Below are 18,023 nucleotides of genomic sequence, written 5' to 3' on the forward strand. Positions count from 1 at the left end.
ATTCGGGCATTTCGGCAACGCGGCGAGGTGCCGTGCCAGACGTCGTGGCCCCGGCCAAGATCCGCCGGACAGGCCCTGGGCGGGGTCGTCGGAGACGGCGGGCCGGCGCGGGGTGCGCGAGCGCGCGGAGAGCACCCGGCCCGGGCGGAGCACACGCAGCGGCGGGCGCCGGGCTAGACAGCAGGCGCGGGCACGCGGAGGCGGCAGAACCGGGCGGAGCCCACGCAGCGACGGGGGCGGGGCTAGGCAGCGGTCGCGGGGACGCGGAGGGCGGCCAGGACGGGGAGGTGGTCCGTGGCCGATTTCAGGTCGGCCTCGCTGACCGCCGGCAGGTCCGACGGGACACCGCAGCCCAGCACTTCCACTCCGTGCGTCGCGAAGATCGCGTCGATCCGCTGGTGCGGGTCGCCGGAGGTCGAGGTGTACTCGCCGCCCCACGGCTTGACCGTCCAGCAGTCCTGGAGCTCCTCCGACAGCCGGCGGAACGAGCGGCCCCCGGGCCGCTCGTTGATGTCGCCGGCCGCGATCGCGTGCGGGACGTCCATCGCCTTCAGGCGGTCCAGCAGCATTCCGGCCTGAGCGAAGCGCTCATCGGTCTGCAGGCTCAGGTGGCAGCTGACGAGCCCCAGCCGCGCGCCCCCGATCCGTACCACCGAGGTGGCGAAACCGCGCTGGTGCAGGCCGGGGGTGCGCGGCAGCAGTACGTCCTCCGTACGCTCCACCGTCGTCCGCAGCGAGCACAGCAGCAGCGGCCCGGACGCGGTCGCCCCGCCGGACAGCACCACCAGACCGGTGCGGGCCGCCAGCCACGCCGCGCGCTTGCGCCACCGGAAGAACCGCGGCGCCTCCTGTACGAAGACCAGGTCGGGCGCGCACGCGCCGATCACCCGGGCCAGGGCTTCCCGGTCGTCGCGCATCGAGCGGATGTTGTAGCTGAGGACCCGGATCACGACCGAACCGTCGGGCTCGGTACGGGAGTCGGGCAGCGCGTTCGTCGCCATGGGGCTCAAGATATGCCAGTGCCCGCCGCGGCCCCAGGGGGCGCGGCGGGCACTGTCGTACGGAGGGTCAGCCCTGGCGGGCCAGGTCCGCCGCGCCCACCAGGCCTGCCCGGCCGCCCAGTTGGGCGGCCAGAACCTGCGCGTGCGGTCGCCACTGGGCGCCGATCAGCCAGCGCCGGAACGACTTGCGGATCGGGCCGAGGACCAGCTCGCCCTCGTCCGAGACACCGCCGCCGACGATGAACGCCGAGGGGTCGAACAGCGAGGCCAGGTCGGCCAGGCCGGCACCCGCCCAGCGTGCCAGCTCGCGGAACGAGTCGACGGCCACCGGGCAGCCCTGGCGCGCGGCCGCGCTGATGTGCTTGCCCTCGATGCCGTCGACCGTGCCGTCGCCGAGGGCGAGCAGGATCTTGGCGTTCTCGGGGGTCGCGTTGGCGCGCTGCTTGGCGTACCGGACGAGCGCGCGGCCCGACGCGTACTGCTCCCAGCAGCCCTGGCTCCCGCAGCCGCACAGCAGGCCGTCCGGGACGACCCGGATGTGGCCGAACTCCGCGGCGACGCCGAAGCGGCCGCGGCGCAGCTTGTTGCCGATGATGATGCCGCCGCCGAGGCCGGTGCCGAGGGTGATGCAGATGACGTCCTCGTGGCCCTGGCCGGCGCCGAAGCGGTACTCGCCCCACGCGGCGGCGTTCGCGTCGTTCTCGACGACGACGGGCAGGCCGACGCGCTGCTCGACCTTGTCCTTGAGCGGTTCGTGACGCCAGTTGACGTTCGGCGCGAAGAGCACGGTGGCGCGCTTGTCGTCGACGTATCCGGCAGCGCCGATGCCGACGGCTTCGATCTCGTAGCCGCCGCTGACCTCGGACACGGCCGTGCAGATCGCGTCGATGACGCCGTCGGCGGTCGTCGGGGTGGGCACCTTGTACGTGTCCAGGATGGTGCCCTCTTCGTCGACCACGCCCGCCGCGATCTTCGTGCCGCCGATGTCGACGCCGATGGTGAGTCCCATGTGTCCCTCAGTATTCGGTCGAGCCCCGCTAAGGCCAACCGTACCCGAGGGAGACGGCGCGTCAGTCGAGGTCGATGTGCTCGGCCGGCCCGGGGCCCTCGCCCTTCGGCCCCTGCGACCAGCGACGCTCCTGCGACTCGACGGCGGAACGGTACGCGGCGAGCAGCTCGGAACCGGCCGCGGCGAGGTGGTCGAAGACGTCGGGGTTCCGCTCGATGACCGGCTCGACGGCGGCCTTCGCCTGGCTGATCAGCTGCTGTACGGCGCCCTGCGCGGCCGTGCCCAGCAGCGGGGACTGCAGCGAGGCGACCTTGTCGGCGACCGCGTCGACGAGCTTGCGCAGCTCCTCGGCGGCCGTGCCGGGCGGCTGCCCCTGCTGCTGCCCGCGGCGGCGGGCCTTCTCCGCCGCGAGATCCTCGGCGCACGCCCTGGCCCACGCGTCGGCATCGGCGTCGACAGGGCGATCGGTGGCTTCGCTCATGGCGGGCTCCTGCGGGAGAACAACGGGTTAACACCGACGGTACCTGAACGGCGGCAGCGCGTTCAGCGGGTGCGCGGCCACAGCGCCGGGTCCGGCGTGAAGCGGACGCGCAGCTCGCCGTCCCGCAGGCCGGCGCCGGAGACGGTGCAGCGGCGCAGCGCGGACGGCAGGGGGACGATCCGGCGGAACGGGCCGACGGCGAGGACGAGTTCGTCGCCGCGACGGACGAGTTCGAGGGCGTCCCGGGTGGCGCCGGGCAGCGGCAGGTGCCAGACGAGGACGTTGTCCTCGGCGAGGCGGTCCTCGACGGTCCAGCGGGGCGGCTCGGCGGCGGACACCGAGTCGGGCACCGAGTCGGGCACCGCGGCGGGCACCCCGTCGCGCCCCGCCTCGGCCGGCACGTCCAGCCGGGCCAGGTCGTCGAGGGAGCGCGGGGCCTGGCCGAGGTGCCCCAGCTCCCGTACGGCGGGGAACTCGTCGGTCAGCTGCTTGAGAAGCTCCTGCTGCCCGGCGGAGGCGCCGGCGAGCCACGGGTCGGTGGACCCGGTGGGCAGCAGCCGGTTGGCGACGACCAGGTCCGGGGCCCGGCCGTACAGCGCGAGCCCGGTCCGGGCGGTACGCAGGGCGTCGACGGCGGCCGGGCCCGGTTCGAGTACCAGCCGGACCGTGGTGTCCGGTGACTCGACCGCGGCCTGGGCCGCCGCGAGCTCGGCCTCCCAGCGGGCAGCGGTCGCGTACACCCACTGCGCGGGCATGGGCACACCGGCGAGCTGCGCCAGCACGGGCCGCAGTGCCCGGGCGGCCTGCCGCTCGGCGGGCACGAGCCGCCGGAGATAGCGCCGCAGCTGCTCGGGCAACGCGAGGCAGGCGATCGCCTGCGGAGTCGGCGGCATGTCGACCACGACGAGGTCGAACCCGGCCGCGCCGGCGGCCAGCGCCGGGTGGGTGCCCTCGTGGAGGGTGCGCAGCGTGCGCAGCAGCGCGAGCTCAGCCGTGCCCGGGAGTTCCGTCAGCTCCTCCGCCTCCAGGCGGTTCGCGCCCAGCAGGTCCAGTGCGGCCGCGCTCCGGTCCTGCAGGGCCAGCAGTTCCGTACGGAACTCCGCGCCCGGGTCGGTCCGCGCCGCCCACAGGCCCGGGGCCACCTCGGCCGGGTCGGTGCCGATCGGGGCGCCGAGCAGTGGCCCCAGGGTGTCGCCGGGGTCCGTGGAGAGGATCAGCGCACGCTGTCCGGCGCGGGCTGCCGCCAGCGCGGTCGCCGCCGCGACGGTGGTACGGCCCGCGCCGCCGGGGCCGGTGACGAGGACCGTACGCATCAGACGGCCGGGCCGCTCTCGACGCGCTTCTTCAGGCCGGCCAGCGCGCGGTCGATGATGACCTTCTCCGCCTTGCGCTTGATCATGCCGAGCATCGGGATCTTGACGTCGACGGTCAGCTGGTAGGTGACCTCGGTACGGTCACCAGCGCCCGCCGGAGCCAGGATGTACGAGCCGTCGAGCGCCCGCAGCATCTGCGACTTGACCAGCGTCCAGCTGACCTCGTTCTCACCGGTCCAGGTGTACGCGAGAGTGTGGTCGTCCTTGATCGCACCGGCGTCCAGCAGCAGCCGGACCTGTTCGGCGCGGCCCTTGGCGTCGGTGGAGAGGACCTCGGCCTCCTTCACCTCTCCCGTCCACTCCGGGTAACGGGCGAAGTCGGCGATCACGCCCATGACATCGGCCGGTGCCGCCTCGATCGTGATGCTCGAGCTGGTGTGCTCCGCCATCGCTGTGGCTCCTCCAGTGCGGTCCGGTTAGGGGAGAGAGAAGGGAGTTGACCAGGCGCGCGGGTGCCGCCTGCCGCGTGAAGGCTACCGCGAGCGACACTGTCACCACTCCAGGGCCCACGGCCGCCCGGTGGAAGCGAAGTGACCGACGTTCACGCACTCGGTGGCGCCGATCCGCAGGCGCTGGGCCAGCGGCTGGTGCACGTGGCCGAAGAGGGCGTACCGCGGCCGCACCCGGTGGATGGCGGCCAGCAGCGCCCGGCTGCCGCGCTCGAACCGCCGCGCCACCGTGTCGTAGCAGAGCTCCGGGACCTCCGGCGGGATGTGCGAGCACAGCACGTCGACCTCGCCCAGCCCCTCGATCTTGGCGGCGAACTCCTCGTCGCTGATCTCGTACGGGGTACGCATCGGCGTACGCAGCCCGCCGCCCACGAAGCCGAAGACCCGGCCGCCGATCTCGACGCGCTCGCCGTCCAGGACGGTGGTGCCCGGTCGCGCGTACTCCGGCCAGAGGGACGGGATGTCGACGTTGCCGTAGGTCGCGTACGTCGGCGTGGGGAACGCGGCGAACAGCTCGGCGTACTGCTTTCGCACCGCCGCCTCGATCGCGGCGTTCCGGTCGAGGCCCGCCCAGAGGCGGGCGCCGAACGCGCGGGCCTCCTCGTAGCGGCGCGCGGTGCGCAGTTCCACGATGATGTCGGCGTTCTCGGCACCGAAGAGGTCGGGGAAGATGCCGCGCGTGTGGTCGGCGTAGTCGAGGAAGAGGACAAGGTCACCGAGGCAGATCAGGGCGTCAGCGCCCTCTCCGGCTTTGGCCAGATCCGCCGCGTTCCCGTGGACGTCGCTCACGACGTGGACTCGTGTGCCAGGCATGACGATCACCCTAAGTCGACCCGCGTGCACCTGGGTAGAGCCCGCCGGACCTGCGGTTACTTTCGAGTTGTGTGAAGAGTGGACTACTCTGCGCCAGGTACCGCCGTGTCGTGTGACGCATGGAACATCTGGCCTGAACCCCCTATCGGGAACCCACTACTGATGGGTAACGTCCGGGCAGTCCGATCGTGGCGATGGCGCCCAGAGGAGCAGCAGTCTTGCGCGAGTTCAGCCTTCCGGCCCTGTACGAGGTCCCTTCGGACGGCAACCTGACGGATCTGATCCGCCGCAATGCCGCTCAGCACCCCGATGTTGCGGTCATGAGCCGCAAGCTCGGCGGCGTGTGGACCGATCTCACCGCGACCGAGTTCCTCGCCGAGGTGCGGGCCGCCGCCAAGGGCCTGATCGCCTCCGGTGTCCAGCCGGGCGACCGGATCGGCCTCATCTCCCGCACCAGCTACGAGTGGGTGCTGCTCGACTTCGCGATCTGGACCGCGGGCGCGGTCACCGTGCCGGTGTACGAGACCAGTTCGCCCGAGCAGGTGCAGTGGATTCTCGGCGACTCGGGCGCGGTCGGCGTCATCGTGGAGGCCGGCGTGCACACCGCCGCCGTCGACTCCGTACGCGACAGCCTGCCCGGCCTGAAGCACCTGTGGCAGATCGACCAGGGTGCCGTCGAGGAGCTCCGTGCCGCGGGTGCGGAGGTCACGGACGCGACGGTGGACGAGCGCACCTCGGTCGCCAAGGCCGACGACATCGCCACGATCGTGTACACCTCCGGCACCACGGGCAAGCCCAAGGGCTGCGTGCTCACCCACCGCAACTTCTTCGCGGAGTGCGGCAACGTGGTGGAGCGGCTGCGCCCCCTGTTCCGGACCGGCGAGGGTTCCGTACTGCTCTTCCTGCCGGCCGCGCATGTCTTCGGACGGCTGGTCGAGGTGGGGTCGGTGCTGGCCCCGGTCAGGCTCGGCTGCGTCGGGGACATCAAGAACCTCACCGACGAGCTCGCCTCCTTCCGGCCGACGCTGATCCTCGGTGTGCCGCGCGTCTTCGAGAAGGTCTACAACTCGGCGCGCGCCAAGGCGCAGGCCGACGGCAAGGGCAAGATCTTCGACAAGGCGGCCGACACGGCCATCGCGTACAGCCGGGCGCGCGCCACACCGGGCGGCCCGTCCGTCGGCCTGAAGCTCAAGCACAAGGTCTTCGACAGGCTGGTGTACAGCAAGCTCCGTGCGGTGCTCGGCGGCCGCTGCGAGTACGCGATCTCCGGCGGCGCCCCGATGGGCGAGCGGCTCGGCCACTTCTTCAGTGGTATCGGCCTCACCGTGCTGGAGGGGTACGGCCTGACGGAGACCTGCGCGGCCACCGCGTTCAACCCGTGGGACCGGCAGAAGATCGGTACGGTCGGCCAGCCGCTGCCCGGTTCCGTGGTGCGGATCGCGGACGACGGCGAGGTGCTGGTGCACGGCGAGCACGTCTTCCAGGGCTACTGGCACAACGAGAGCGCCACCACGGAGGCGCTGGCCGACGGCTGGTTCCACACCGGTGACATCGGCACGCTCGACGAGGACGGCTACCTCGCGATCACCGGCCGCAAGAAGGAGATCATCGTCACCGCGGGCGGCAAGAACGTCGCCCCCGCGGTGATCGAGGACCGCATCCGCGCCCACGCGCTGGTCGCGGAGTGCATGGTGGTGGGCGACGGGCGGCCGTTCGTCGGCGCGCTGGTCACCATCGACGAGGAGTTCCTCGGCCGCTGGGCCGCGGAGCACGGCAAGCCGGCGGGTTCTACGGCCGTCTCGCTGCGCGACGACGCGGATCTGATCGCCGCCGTGCAGTCGGCGGTGGACGACGGCAACGCGGCCGTCTCCAAGGCGGAATCGGTGCGGAAATTCCGCATCCTGCCCTCCCAGTTCACGGAGGAGTCGGGCCACCTCACGCCGTCGCTGAAGCTCAAGCGCAATGTGGTGGCGAAGGACTTCGCGGACGCGATCGAGGGGCTCTACACCGCGTGATCCGCGTGATCCGCGCGGTCTTCCGCCAGGATCCGGGCGAGGTTCCGTTCCGCGAGCGCGGTGATGGTGACGAACGGGTTGACCCCGGCCGAGCCGGGGATCAGTGACCCGTCGGTGACGTACAGCCCGGAGTACCCCTTCACCCGGCCGTGGTCGTCGGTCGCCTCACCGAGCACGCAGCCGCCCAGCGGGTGGTACGTGAAGTCGTCGGCGAAGGTCTTGTTGCCGCCGAACAGGTCGTAGCGGTAGATCGTCGCGTTGGCCCGGTTGACCCGGTCGAAGAGGGACCTGGCGGCGGCGACCGCGGGCTGGTTCTGGTCCCGGGTCCAGTTGAGCTTCGCGGAGTCCGTGGCGGAGTCGTACAAGAAGGTGCCGCGCTCCGGGTTCCTGGTGATCGCCAGGTAGAGGCTGATCCAGTGCTCCAGCCCGGTGGGCAGCGGCGCGATCTCCGCGAAGACCGGGTTGGCGGGGTTGGCCCAGTCGTCGATGCCCAGGGTGGGCATGGTCGACTGGTTGGCGCCGACGGTGTCCCAGAGGTGGTTGGCCCGGGCGGTCATCACGTTTCCGTTGGGTCCCCAGCCGGTGCCGACCCGCGTACTGAGGTCCGGCAGCGTGCCGGTCTCGCGGGCGCGCAGCAGGAGTTCGGTGGTGCCGAGGCTGCCGGCGCCGAGGAAGAGCCGCGTGCAGCCGATCTCGCGGGTCTCGACGACCCGCCCGGTGACGTCGGTGCGGTCGACGGTGAGGACGTACGTACCGTCCGGCTGTCTGCGGATCCCTCTGGCCCGGTGCAGGGTCTCGATGGTGACATGCCCGGTGCCGAGCGCCGCCGCGAGATAGGTCTTGTCGAGGCTGCGCTTGCCGTGGTTGTTGCCGTAGATGACCTCGCCCGCGAGCGCGGACCTGGTGACCTGGCCGGCGGCTTCGCGCTGCATGTACCCGAAGTCGTAGACGTTGGGTACGAAGACCGTCCGCAGGCCCGCCTTGTGGGCGTGCTTCCGGGAGATCCGGGAGAAGCGGTACCACTCGGTGGACTCGAACCAGGCCGGATCGATGGTGTTGACACCGAGCATCTGCCGGGCCCGCGGGAAGTACGTGTCGTACATCTCGGCGGCGTCGACCCGCGGGAGCACCTCGGAGAAGTACGCGCGCGGCGGGGTCACCGCCATCCCGCCGTTGACCAGCGATCCGCCGCCGACACCGCGGCCGACGAAGACCGACATGCCGGTGTGGCGGACCCGGTCCAGGACGCCGGGGTAGGGGCTGATGTCCTTGTTGACGACGTCCAGCCAGAGGAAGGTGGCGAGCGGCGCCTCGGTGCGGGTGCGGAACCACATGGACCGGTGGTCGGGTGCCGAGGTGGCGCAGAAGACCTTTCCGTCGGCGGCCGGGGTGTCCCAGAGCCGGCCCATTTCGAGGACGAGCGTACGGATGCCGGCTTCGCCGAGGCGGAGCGCGGCGACGGCGGCGCCGTAGCCGGAGCCGACCACGACGGCGGGGGCGTAGTCGGCAGCGGGGGCGTGGTCGGCGGCGGTCCGATCAGCGGCTGCCGCCGTGGGCTCCGCGGCGGCAGCCGGGGAGAGACCGATGCGGGTGAGACCGAGCGCGGCCGCCGTCTGCAGGGCGCCCAGGCCCAGAAGATGACGACGCGTCAGATTTGATGTCATGGGCGCATCATGAGCGGAATATCCGATTCCGCCCATATCCCGCGCAACGGCGTTTCTACAAGAGGGCCTTGAGATTTTCGGCCAGCAGGTCCCAGCGCCACTTCTCCTCGACCCATTCCCGGCCGCGCTCGCCCATCCGGCGCCGCAGTTCCGGGTCCTGGAGCAGGGTGACGATCCGGTCGGCCGACTCCCGCGCCGCGACCGCGGGGGGCCCGCCGGGCACCACCCAGCCGGTCTCCCCGTCGAGGACGGCGTCCGGCGCACCGCCGGAGTCGCCCGCCACCACCGGCAGCCCGGTCGCCGAGGCCTCCAGGTAGACGATGCCCAGGCCCTCGACGTCGAGCCCGCCGCGCCGCGTACGGCAGGGCATGGCGAAGACGTCGCCCGCGCCGAAGTGGGCGGGCAGTTCCTCCCACGGCACCGGGCCGGTGAACCGCACGGAGTCCTGGACACCGGTGTCGGCGGCGAGCTTGCTCAGGTCCTTGGCGTACGGTCCGCCGCCGACGACGAGCAGCACGGCGTCGGGCACCTGGGCCAGGATCCGCGGCATCGCGAGGATCAGGGTGTCCTGGCCCTTGCGGGGCACCAGCCGGGACACGCACACCACGACGGGCCGGCCGGCCAGGCCGAGCCGCTCGCGCACCGCGTCGCCGCCCGAGCCGGGATGGAAGGTCTTCTCGTCCACGCCGGGCGGCAGTTGGACCATGCGCGCGGCGGCCCGCGGGGTGAGCGCGGCGGCGATCCGGGAGCGTGTGTACTCACCGAGGTAGGTGATCGTGTCGGTGCCCTCGCCGATCCGGCGCAGCAGCTGCCGGGAGGCGGGCAGCTGCGCCCAGCCGGCCTCGTGGCCGTGCGTGGTGGCGACCAGCCGCTTCGCGCCCGCCCGGCGCAGGGCCGGGGCCATCAGACCGAGCGGGGCGGCCGCCCCGAACCACACCGACTCGCAGCCGTGTTCGCGCAGCAGCTGGACGGCCCGCCGGGTGACGCGCGGGGTCGGCAGCAGCATGGTCGTACGGTCGCGGACGACCGTGAAGGGCTGCTCGGCGTCGAAGGCGGCGGTGGCCTCCGCGCCCTCGGCCCCCCGCTTCCAGGTGGAGGCATAGACAACGAGCTGCTCGGGGTCCAGGCGCAGCGCCATGTTGTGCAGGAAGGCCTGGATACCGCCGGGGCGGGGCGGGAAGTCGTTGGTCACGATCAGGGTCTTGTGCATCGCCGCCGACAGTACCGAACGGCCGTACTGCGTGGCTGCCGGGCCCGGGCGGAAGGCATCATTGCTGCTCGGGCGGGGCTGGTCCGCCCTCGCAGACATGAGGTGGTCATGGCAGGCATCGGCGGCGCGCAGCTCAGGGAGCCGCTCGTGGTGTGGGGCGTCACCAGAGCGCTCGTGTTGCTGTGCGTGTTCAAGGTGGTCACGTTCCCCGGGCCGGACGTCACCACTGATGTCTCCGTGATCTACCAGGGCTGGTACGAGGTGCTGAGGACCGGCACCTTCCCGCTGGACGACGTCACCTGGCAGTACCCGCCGGCCGCCGCGCTGGCGATCCTCTCCCCCGGCCTGCTGCCCTTCCTCGACTACGCCTCCGCCTTCTTCGTGCTGGCGTTCCTCGCGGACGCGCTGGTCATGGGGCTGCTGACGTACGCGGGACGCAGGCCCGGCCGGCGGCTGGCGGGCGCGTGGGTGTGGGTGGCGGGGGTGCCGCTGCTCGGCCCGACGGCGTACGCCCGGTACGACCTGATGGTGACCGCCGTGGCGGTCGCCGCCCTGCTCGCCGGGGCCCGCCATCCGCGCACGCTGGGGGCGCTCGCCGGTCTGGGTGCGCTGCTGAAGGTGTGGCCCGCGCTGCTGCTCACGGGCACCCGTCCCGGCCGTGCGACGCGCGCCGCGTGGGGCTCGGCGGCGCTGACCGTCGGCGGGCTCGCGCTGCTCTTCGCGTCGGCGATGCCGGGGGCACTGGCGTTCCTCACGTTCCAGCGGGACCGCGGCACCGAGATCGAGTCGCTCGGCGCCCTGGTCTTCCACGTGGCGCGGCACTTCGGCTGGGAGGGGCAGGTGCTCCTGAACTACGGCTCGATGGAGTTCCTCGGGCCGCATGTCCCCCTGGTCAGCACGCTGGCGCTGGCGCTCACCCTGATCGCCTTCTGCTGGCTGCTGGTCTGGCGGCTGCGCGCGCGGAGATTCGGGGCGAGCACCGCGAGTGACGCGGCCTTCACCGCGGTCCTGCTGTTCACCACCACGAGCCGGGTGATCAGTCCGCAGTACCTGCTGTGGCTGGTCGGCCTGGCCGCCGCGTGCCTGTCCCTGCGGGCGAGCCGGATGGACGGCCCGGCCCGGCTGGTGCTGGCCGCGACCGGGGTCACGCTGCTGGAGTTCCCCCTGTGGTTCTCGCACGTCGTGGCCAGCGACTGGCTGGGCATCCTGCTGCTGACGGTACGCAACGGCCTGCTGGTCGCGGCGGCATTCACGGCGTGCCGCCGCCTGTGGCGCGACACGGTCCCGCCCCCGGCGACCCAGCCCCGGCAGGGCCGCGGCAAGGAGTCCGAACTCCTCACCTCCTGACGGCAGCGCGGGCGGCGCCCGGCGGGGGCAGCGGCGGGGGCGGTCAGGGGAGTTGGTTGCTCAGGTAGGTGCGCCACTGGGCGGTGAAGTCCTCCGGGGTGGTCGCGAGGACCTTGGCCATCGCCCGTTCCACCGCGCCCTCCCGCTTCTCGTGCGCGCCCACGGCCCGGTAGAAGGCCGTCAGCTTCTCCTCGCCCCAGCGGTCCGCGATCAGCCGGCAGGCCAGCCAGCCGCCCTCGTACGCCCGGGCCAGCCGGCCGGCGTCGCCGCCGAAGGCGAAGTCCTCGTCCGCGGGCAGCCGGCCGGGCAGCTCACCGCCGCGTACCGCCTTCCGGAGCTCGGGCGCCGCCTGGGCCGCCGTGCGGTCCGTACCCCGGTAGGCCACCCAGTCCGCGAAGCCCTCCGAGAGCCACTGCGGGGTGGCCGCTGACGTGTGCGCGCGGGTGGCGACGTGGGCCGTCTCGTGGGTCAGGACGACGCGCCGGCCCGCCTCGCTCAGCACTGCGTACCCCTCGGGGTTGACGATCACCCGGTCCGCCGGCGCCGGGCCCGAGCCGCCGGTCTCCGCCGTGGTGACCGCCGCGATCCCCCGGTAACCGGCCGCCGGCGAGCCCAGCAGCGAGCCCATCGCGGCCAGCGATCCGGGCACCAGGACGACCACGCGCCCGGCCCACTCGCCCGGCCAGGCCGCCTCCACGGCGGGCACCGCGCGGTCGGCCGCCGCCGCGATCTCGCGCAGTGTCCCGGCCGTCCGCCCGACGCCCAGGACCAGGCTGTGCGTGCCGCGCACGGCGGTGACCCGGCCCTGCTGCCAGAGCTGCTGGGTCGCGCCCCGGGCGGGCCGGTCGGCGGTGACGTACCACCGGCCGTCTGCCTCGGCCAGTTCCAGCTCACGGCCGGTCCGCAGCGGCGCACGATCGTAGCCGTCCAGCCGGTAGCGCAGCTCGACCCGGGCGGTGGCGGTGGAGCCCTCCCGCCGCAGACCTGTCAGGTCGTACTCCCAGGACTTCAGCGGTACGTCGGCGAGGTTCGCGAACTCCTCGCGCGCGGCGGCCCGCAGGGCATGCGCTGCCGGATCGAGCGCCGCGAGGTAGTCGGCCTCGTCGCGGTCGAGGACGGCCTCGGCCCGGAGGTCCAGCGTCCGCCGGACCTCCCGCGCGGCGGTGTCGGGCACGGCCGGCGCCCCGCACCCGGCGGTCAGCAGCAGGAGCAGAGCCGCCGCCGACCCCGCCCACCGTCTCGTCCCACGCCCGCGACCTGCCACTCTGCGAGGGTACGGGGCTTCGGCGGCCGGAGCGCTCTCGCGGCCCGGCTCAGACCCGGGTGACGGCCGACACGGGCATCATGCCGACCGGGTCGTACCGCACGGGCGCGCCGGGGTACGGGGCGTGCACGACCTGGCCGTTGCCCATGTACATCCCGACATGGCTGGCGTCGCTGCGGTACGTGACCAGGTCGCCCGGCCGCGCCTCGGCGAGGGACACATGCCGCCCCGCGTTCCGCTGAGCCTGCGAGGTGCGCGGCAGGGAGACGCCGGCCTGCCGGTACGCCCACACCATGAGCCCGGAGCAGTCGAAGCCGGACGGCCCGGTCGCGCCCCACACATAGGGCAGGCCGACCGCCCGGCGGACGGCCGATGCGGCGGCCGCGGCCCGGGCGGAGGACGCGCCTTGACCGGACAGCCCGGGCGGCACCTCGCCGCGCCCGGAGCGCGAGGCCCTGTCGTACGCGGCGCGCTCGTCGGAGGGCAGCGCGTTCAACAGCCGCTGCGCCTGGGCGAGCCTGGCGGTGACCGTGCGCTTGTGGCGGGCCACGTCACCGCGCAGACGCTCCAGTTCGGCCAGCTTGCGCATGGCTTCCGCGCGCTGCTGGCCCAGCCCGCGCTGCGCTGACTGGAACTCCACCAGCTTGCCCGCCTGGCGCGCGCCGATGCGGTCCAGGGTGGCGGCCTTGTCGAGATAGCTGTCCGGGTCCTCGGACAGCAGCAGGGCGACCGACGGGTCGATGCCGCCGGACCGGTACTGGGCACCCGCGAACGCACCGAGCAGACCCCGCATCCGGTTGATGCGGTCCTGGCCGCGGGCGACGGAGTCCTGTGTCTGCCGCACCTGCTCGCGCAGCTCGCCGGCGCGCTCGTCCGCCTCGTTGAACCGCTCGGTGGCCTTCTCCGCCAGCTCGTAGAGGTGGTCGACCTTCGCCCGGGTGGCGGTGACGCTGGGGGTGTCATGCGGTTCCGCGTCCGCCGGCGCGGCCGAGAAGGCTGCCGCCGCGGTGGCCGCGGCGGCGGACAGGACGGTGACGCGGGTGCTCCGGTCAAGGCCCGACTGCGTGGGCCGGCGATGGGACGCCACAGGAAGCCGCACTCCCTTCCGCTGCATGCGGTGCCCTGCCGCCCTGGTGGGCGGACGAATCGCCGGGAACCGCGCGGGCAGACAGTAGCCGCGCGACCATGTGACGGCCAAAGACCTCGGCGCGTACAGACAGTGACGCCCCGCCGGAGACGCAGGTCACCGGCGGGGCGGACAGTCAGCGAACGATGCCGGAAATCGCCCGAATGGGCGGTGCGGCAGCGCGGGGAGGTTCAGTAACGGACTTCAGTGACGGGCCGTCATATGCGGACGCCGAACTGGAAACTGCCGGCCCACTCCATGGCCTCGTACCGGACCACGGTGCCCGGCTTGGGCGCGTGGAGCACCTGACCGTTGCCCGCGTAGAGGCCCACGTGGCTCAGACCGCTGAAGAAGACCAGGTCGCCCGGCTGCAGCTCACTCCGGCCGATCCGGGTGCCGTCGTTGACCTGGGTGTAGGTGGTGCGCGTGATGCTCACGCCGGCCTGGGCGTACGACCACTGGGTCAGGCCCGAGCAGTCGTAGGAGTTGGGGCCCTCGGCGCCGGAGACGTACGGCTTGCCGAGCTGGGTCTGCGCGGCGGCCAGCGCGGCGGCGGCGCGGCCCGAGGAGGGCTTCTCGTTGCCGAGGTCGGCCCGGTCGCTGGCGCGGTTGGCGCGGTTCTCCTCCTCGCTGATCGCCGCGCGCTCCTTGGCGGTGAGGGAGTTCAGCAGGCGCTGGGCCTCGCCGAGTTTGCCCTGGACTTCCTTCTTCTTCTTGGCGAGTTCCTTGCGCGCCTCGGCCAGGTCCTGGAGCTTGCCGGACGCCTCGGCGCGCTGCTGCGCGAGAGCGCGCTGCTTCGCCTGGATCTTCTGTACCGATTCGGCCTGCTTCGCGCTCAATTGGTCGAGCGAGGAGGCCTTGTCGAGATAGCCGTCCGGGTCGGCCGAGAGGAAGAGCTGCACGGACGGGTCGATGCCGCCGGTGCGGTACTGCGCGGTGGCCATCGAACCGAGGCCGTCCCGCATGGCGTTGAGCTCGTCCTGACCGCGGGCGACCTTGTCCTGGAGCTCGCTGACCTGCTTCTCGAGCTTGTCCCGCTGCTCCTCGGCGCCGTTGAACTTCTCGTTCGCCACCTCGGCGTCGTGGTAGAGCTTGTCGACCTTGGCCTTGACCTCGCTCTTGCTCGGCTTCGGGTCGGCCTGGGCGGTCTGGGAGGTGAGCGCCACGGCTGCGGCGGCGGTCGCGGTGAGCACGGTCACACGTGTGCGGCTCGGCTGCTTGGGTCGACGGTGGGACGCCACGAAGGCGAGCTCCTTCTTCCTCGAGCCGCCGAACAACGCTGACTCGGCGGTCCCTTCGCAGACATCCCGGATGGACGATCAACCGCACGAAGGTTTGAGGCCTGACCCTAGTGACCAACGTGTGATCACTTCAAATCCTCATGAGAAAAATTTCAGTCGCGGACGGGATTATTCTCAGACATCGCACTGGCAGTAATGGCCACTTGACGGTACGTTCCGCGAATTCGGGCATTAGGCCCAGGAGTTGTTCAGACGCGCGAAAGCCGCTTCAGCAACAAGGCGGACGCAACCGGACGCGCCCCCGCCTTGGCCACTCCGTCGGCCACTTCCCGGTCGGTCGAGACGACCACCACCGGCCGGCCCGGCGGCTCCGCCCGGACGAGCTGACGGATCAGCTCGTCCGCCGTCACCCCGGGCTTGGAGAACAGCACGCGCACCCCGCGCGGCGGCGCGAGCAGCACCGGCGCCGCCAGTTCCGCCCCGTCGAAGACACAGGTCATCTCGGCACCGGTCTGCGCCGCGAGCATCGACAGACCGCCCAGCAGGCGCAGCCGCTGCTTCTCCAGCGGCATCGTCGGATAGCCGGTCTTGGTCACGTTGTAGCCGTCAACGACCAGATGGGCCTGGGGCAGCGCCAGCAGCTGGTCGAGCAGCGCCGGATCGGTCTCCGACAGCGCCCGGGCCGCGATGTCCTTGGGCGACATACGCCCCGGCTCGACCGCGTCCACCATGTCCGCGGGACGTACGGACGCGGGCGGCAGGGCCAGTTCACGCCGCAGCCCCTGCGCCGACTCCAGCACCGTGTCGAGCAGCAGCCGCAACCGCATGTCCTCGACGCTGCGGCCCTCGCGGGCGGCGCGGCGGCTCGCCTCGACGGCCGACTCCGCTTCGGCCAGCCGCGACTTCAGCCGCCGGGTCTCGCTCTCGGCCGCGGCGACCTGCGCGGTGGCCTCGCCGCGGATCCCATCGATCTCGGCGACCGTCTTGCGCAGCGCCGCCTCACCGCGCTTCAGATCGCTCTGCGCGCTGCGCAGCTTGCGCTGAAGCGCATCGGCTTCCTTGCGGGCCGTCTCCAGATCGGCGCGCAGCCGCTCGGTGTCGTGCCTGGTCTGGGCGCGGGCCCGCTCCAGCTCCTCGCGCAGCCGATCCAGCTCCCGCTGGGTCTCCTCGCCCACCCGCTCGGCGTCGGCGCGCTGGGCCTCCTCGCCGGCGGCGGCCACGAGCTTGACCCACCCGGTCGGCCGCAGCACATACGCGGCCGCCGCCACGTCGACGGGATCGGCAGCGGCCGGGGGCACACCGGCCTCCAGCGCACCGGTCAGCTCCGGCTGGGCCTCCCGCAGCCGCTCGCCGATGCGCTGCCGGAACAGCGTGTCGCCCTCCAGGGCCGAAGCCATCGCGTTGCCCGCGAACTTCGCCCGCCTGGTCGGGGTGAAACGGGCGTACTGCCGCAATTGCGACGGGAGTTCGGCGACCGTCAGCCCGCCGAAGGCGTCCGAGACCAGCGAGACGACCCGGCGCCTCACGCCTTCCGGCAGCGGGCGGTCGAGCACCTCGGCGGCGTCGCCGGCCTCACGGGCCGGCTCAGCGCCGCTTGCAGGCTCCACAATCCGTCACCCCTACCGTCAATGCGGGGCGGCTCCCTCAGGAGCCGTCGCCCGGCCTGTCCACGAGTTCGATCTGGTCCACCGCGTTGCACCAGCGGCAGCGCACCGACTCGATGGTCTCACTGACCACCTCGCGTTCCTCGACCTTCGGTTCCCCGGCGAGGTCGAGATGTACGTACTCGATCACCTTCGACGACCTGGTGACGTCGAACCGGGTGAGGTTGCCGCAGAGCGTGCAGCGCCACCTGGTCGTGGTGGTCGGCAGGGGAACCGTCATCGTGCCGTCCCTCTTTCTTGGCCTTGCGGGTGGACTGCCCGTAACCCTATTGCCTGGCGGGTACCCCGGGTGGCGCGCAGTCCTGCATGCGAGACGCGGCGAGGCACCCTGTTCCAGTCTGTCCCCTTACGACATGCTCTGTTCATGATCGTAAGGTGGGGAGCGGCCGGCCGGCCCCTGGTGACCTACGGCGTGATCGGCGCCTGCAGCCTGGTCTTCGCCCTCAGCCCGGTCTCCGGGCTCAATCCGGCGTACGGCACGGGCCCGGAACTGACCGCCGCGCAGAGCGCCTACTTCGAGCGCTGGGGGGTCATCCCGCACGAGCTGTTCGGCGGCGTCGGCCGGGCGGTGCTCACCCCGCTGACCGCCCTGTTCGTCCATGGCAGCTGGCTGCATCTGCTCGGCAACATGCTGTTTCTCTACGTCTTCGGGGCGATGGCCGAGGAGCGGATGGGGCGCCCGGAGTTCGCGCTCTTCTCCCTCGGCTGCGGCTATCTCGCGCTGGTCGGGTACGCGGTGGCGAACGCGGACTCGCAGCAGACCCTGGTGGGGGCTTCCGGAGCGATCTCCGGGGTGCTCGGCGGCTTCCTGTACCTCTTCCCCAGGGCCCGGGTCACCAGCCTGTTCCCCTTCCTCCTCTTCCTGCCGCTGCGGCTGCCCGCCTGGATCGTGCTGGTGTTCTGGTTCGGCATCCAGTGGCTGGCGGCCCATCGTGCCGACAGCGGGCCCGGAGTCGCCTATCTGGCCCATCTGGTCGGGTTCTCGATCGGGTTCCTCTACGCCTGGGGGCGTTACAGGCGTACGGATAGAGTGAGTGGTCCAGCGACGGCCACCGAGGGAGACAGCAAGCCGTGATCACCGCGATCGTGCTCATCAAGACCAGCGTGGACCGGATTCCCGAGATCGCGGAGGCGATCGCCGCCCTGGACAGCGTCAGCGAGGTCTACTCCGTCACCGGTACGTACGACCTCGTCGCGCTGGTGCGGGTGGCCCGGCACGACGACCTCGCGGACATCATCCCGGGCCGGATCAGCAAGATTCCCGGTGTGGAGGCCACGGACACGCATGTGGCGTTCCGTACGTACTCCCAGCACGACCTGGAAGCGGCCTTCGCGATCGGCCTGGACGCCTAGGCGCTGTCCGGCC

The 18,023-nt window shown here is 72.3% G+C and carries 17 protein-coding genes; 4 read left to right on the forward strand and 13 right to left on the reverse strand.

Annotated elements, in window-relative coordinates; all coding sequences use genetic code 11:
* Positions 1-242: 242 nt before the first annotated feature.
* The 6 genes from ACWV17_RS26725 to ACWV17_RS26750 form a co-directional block, all read right to left on the reverse strand.
* Positions 243-1,001 (reverse strand): endonuclease/exonuclease/phosphatase family protein, encoded by a 759-nt coding sequence (locus ACWV17_RS26725; RefSeq protein ID WP_455361689.1) that lies wholly within the window; start codon positions 999-1,001, stop codon positions 243-245.
* 67 nt (positions 1,002-1,068) lie between these two features.
* Positions 1,069-2,010, reverse strand: coding sequence for an ROK family glucokinase (locus tag ACWV17_RS26730; RefSeq protein ID WP_455361690.1), 942 nt, complete (start codon positions 2,008-2,010; stop codon positions 1,069-1,071).
* Between the two features lie 61 nt (positions 2,011-2,071).
* Positions 2,072-2,491 (reverse strand): DUF5304 domain-containing protein, encoded by a 420-nt coding sequence (locus tag ACWV17_RS26735; protein ID WP_455361691.1) that lies wholly within the window; start codon positions 2,489-2,491, stop codon positions 2,072-2,074.
* A 62-nt stretch (positions 2,492-2,553) separates the two neighbouring features.
* Positions 2,554-3,804, reverse strand: coding sequence for an ArsA family ATPase (locus ACWV17_RS26740; RefSeq protein WP_455361692.1), 1,251 nt, complete (start codon positions 3,802-3,804; stop codon positions 2,554-2,556).
* Positions 3,804-4,253 (reverse strand): SRPBCC family protein, encoded by a 450-nt coding sequence (locus ACWV17_RS26745; RefSeq protein ID WP_455355506.1) that lies wholly within the window; start codon positions 4,251-4,253, stop codon positions 3,804-3,806. The genes ACWV17_RS26740 and ACWV17_RS26745 overlap by 1 nt, the downstream gene beginning before the upstream one ends.
* A gap of 102 nt (positions 4,254-4,355) precedes the next feature.
* Positions 4,356-5,126: a metallophosphoesterase family protein gene (locus tag ACWV17_RS26750; protein ID WP_455355505.1), complete on the reverse strand. Its 771-nt coding sequence runs from the start codon at positions 5,124-5,126 to the stop codon at positions 4,356-4,358.
* Between the two features lie 218 nt (positions 5,127-5,344).
* Here ACWV17_RS26750 and ACWV17_RS26755 point away from each other — a divergent pair, with 218 nt between their 5' ends.
* Positions 5,345-7,141 carry an AMP-dependent synthetase/ligase gene (locus ACWV17_RS26755; RefSeq protein ID WP_455361693.1) on the forward strand — a complete coding sequence of 599 codons (1,797 nt, stop codon included), beginning with the start codon at positions 5,345-5,347 and terminating at the stop codon, positions 7,139-7,141.
* Here the strand turns inward: ACWV17_RS26755 and ACWV17_RS26760 are convergent.
* Together ACWV17_RS26760 and ACWV17_RS26765 are read right to left on the reverse strand one after the other, a co-directional pair.
* Complete coding sequence (locus ACWV17_RS26760) at positions 7,129-8,805, reverse strand: GMC oxidoreductase (RefSeq protein ID WP_455361694.1); 1,677 nt, start codon at positions 8,803-8,805, stop codon at positions 7,129-7,131. The genes ACWV17_RS26755 and ACWV17_RS26760 overlap by 13 nt on opposite strands.
* A gap of 55 nt (positions 8,806-8,860) precedes the next feature.
* Positions 8,861-10,015, reverse strand: coding sequence for a glycosyltransferase family 4 protein (locus tag ACWV17_RS26765; protein WP_455361695.1), 1,155 nt, complete (start codon positions 10,013-10,015; stop codon positions 8,861-8,863).
* A gap of 108 nt (positions 10,016-10,123) precedes the next feature.
* On the opposite strand from ACWV17_RS26765, the gene ACWV17_RS26770 reads away from it, so the two are divergent.
* Positions 10,124-11,362, forward strand: coding sequence for a glycosyltransferase 87 family protein (locus ACWV17_RS26770; protein WP_455361696.1), 1,239 nt, complete (start codon positions 10,124-10,126; stop codon positions 11,360-11,362).
* 43 nt (positions 11,363-11,405) lie between these two features.
* Here the strand turns inward: ACWV17_RS26770 and ACWV17_RS26775 are convergent, their stop codons facing one another.
* The 5 genes from ACWV17_RS26775 to ACWV17_RS26795 form a co-directional block, all read right to left on the reverse strand.
* A complete protein-coding gene (locus tag ACWV17_RS26775) occupies positions 11,406-12,626 on the reverse strand; it encodes a hypothetical protein (protein WP_455361697.1) in 1,221 nt (406 codons plus the stop codon).
* Positions 12,627-12,675: 49 nt separating this feature from the next.
* Positions 12,676-13,713 (reverse strand): NlpC/P60 family protein, encoded by a 1,038-nt coding sequence (locus ACWV17_RS26780; protein WP_455361698.1) that lies wholly within the window; start codon positions 13,711-13,713, stop codon positions 12,676-12,678.
* A 257-nt stretch (positions 13,714-13,970) separates the two neighbouring features.
* Positions 13,971-14,993, reverse strand: a complete 1,023-nt coding sequence (locus tag ACWV17_RS26785) for an NlpC/P60 family protein (protein WP_455355499.1) — start codon at positions 14,991-14,993, stop codon at positions 13,971-13,973.
* A gap of 248 nt (positions 14,994-15,241) precedes the next feature.
* Entirely contained in the window at positions 15,242-16,603 is a 1,362-nt protein-coding gene (locus tag ACWV17_RS26790; protein ID WP_455361732.1) for an NYN domain-containing protein, read from the reverse strand.
* A 34-nt stretch (positions 16,604-16,637) separates the two neighbouring features.
* The gene (locus ACWV17_RS26795; protein WP_455355498.1) at positions 16,638-16,877 is read right to left on the reverse strand and encodes a hypothetical protein; all 240 of its coding nucleotides are present in this window, start codon (positions 16,875-16,877) and stop codon (positions 16,638-16,640) included.
* Positions 16,878-17,021: 144 nt separating this feature from the next.
* Here ACWV17_RS26795 and ACWV17_RS26800 point away from each other — a divergent pair, with 144 nt between their 5' ends.
* Positions 17,022-17,732, forward strand: coding sequence for a rhomboid family intramembrane serine protease (locus tag ACWV17_RS26800; protein WP_455361699.1), 711 nt, complete (start codon positions 17,022-17,024; stop codon positions 17,730-17,732).
* Positions 17,729-18,010, forward strand: a complete 282-nt coding sequence (locus ACWV17_RS26805) for an Lrp/AsnC ligand binding domain-containing protein (protein ID WP_455355496.1) — start codon at positions 17,729-17,731, stop codon at positions 18,008-18,010. Before ACWV17_RS26800 ends, ACWV17_RS26805 begins: the two co-directional genes overlap by 4 nt.
* Positions 18,011-18,023: the final 13 nt, after the last annotated feature.

The sequence above is a fragment of the Streptomyces mabaensis genome, assembly GCF_053763515.1.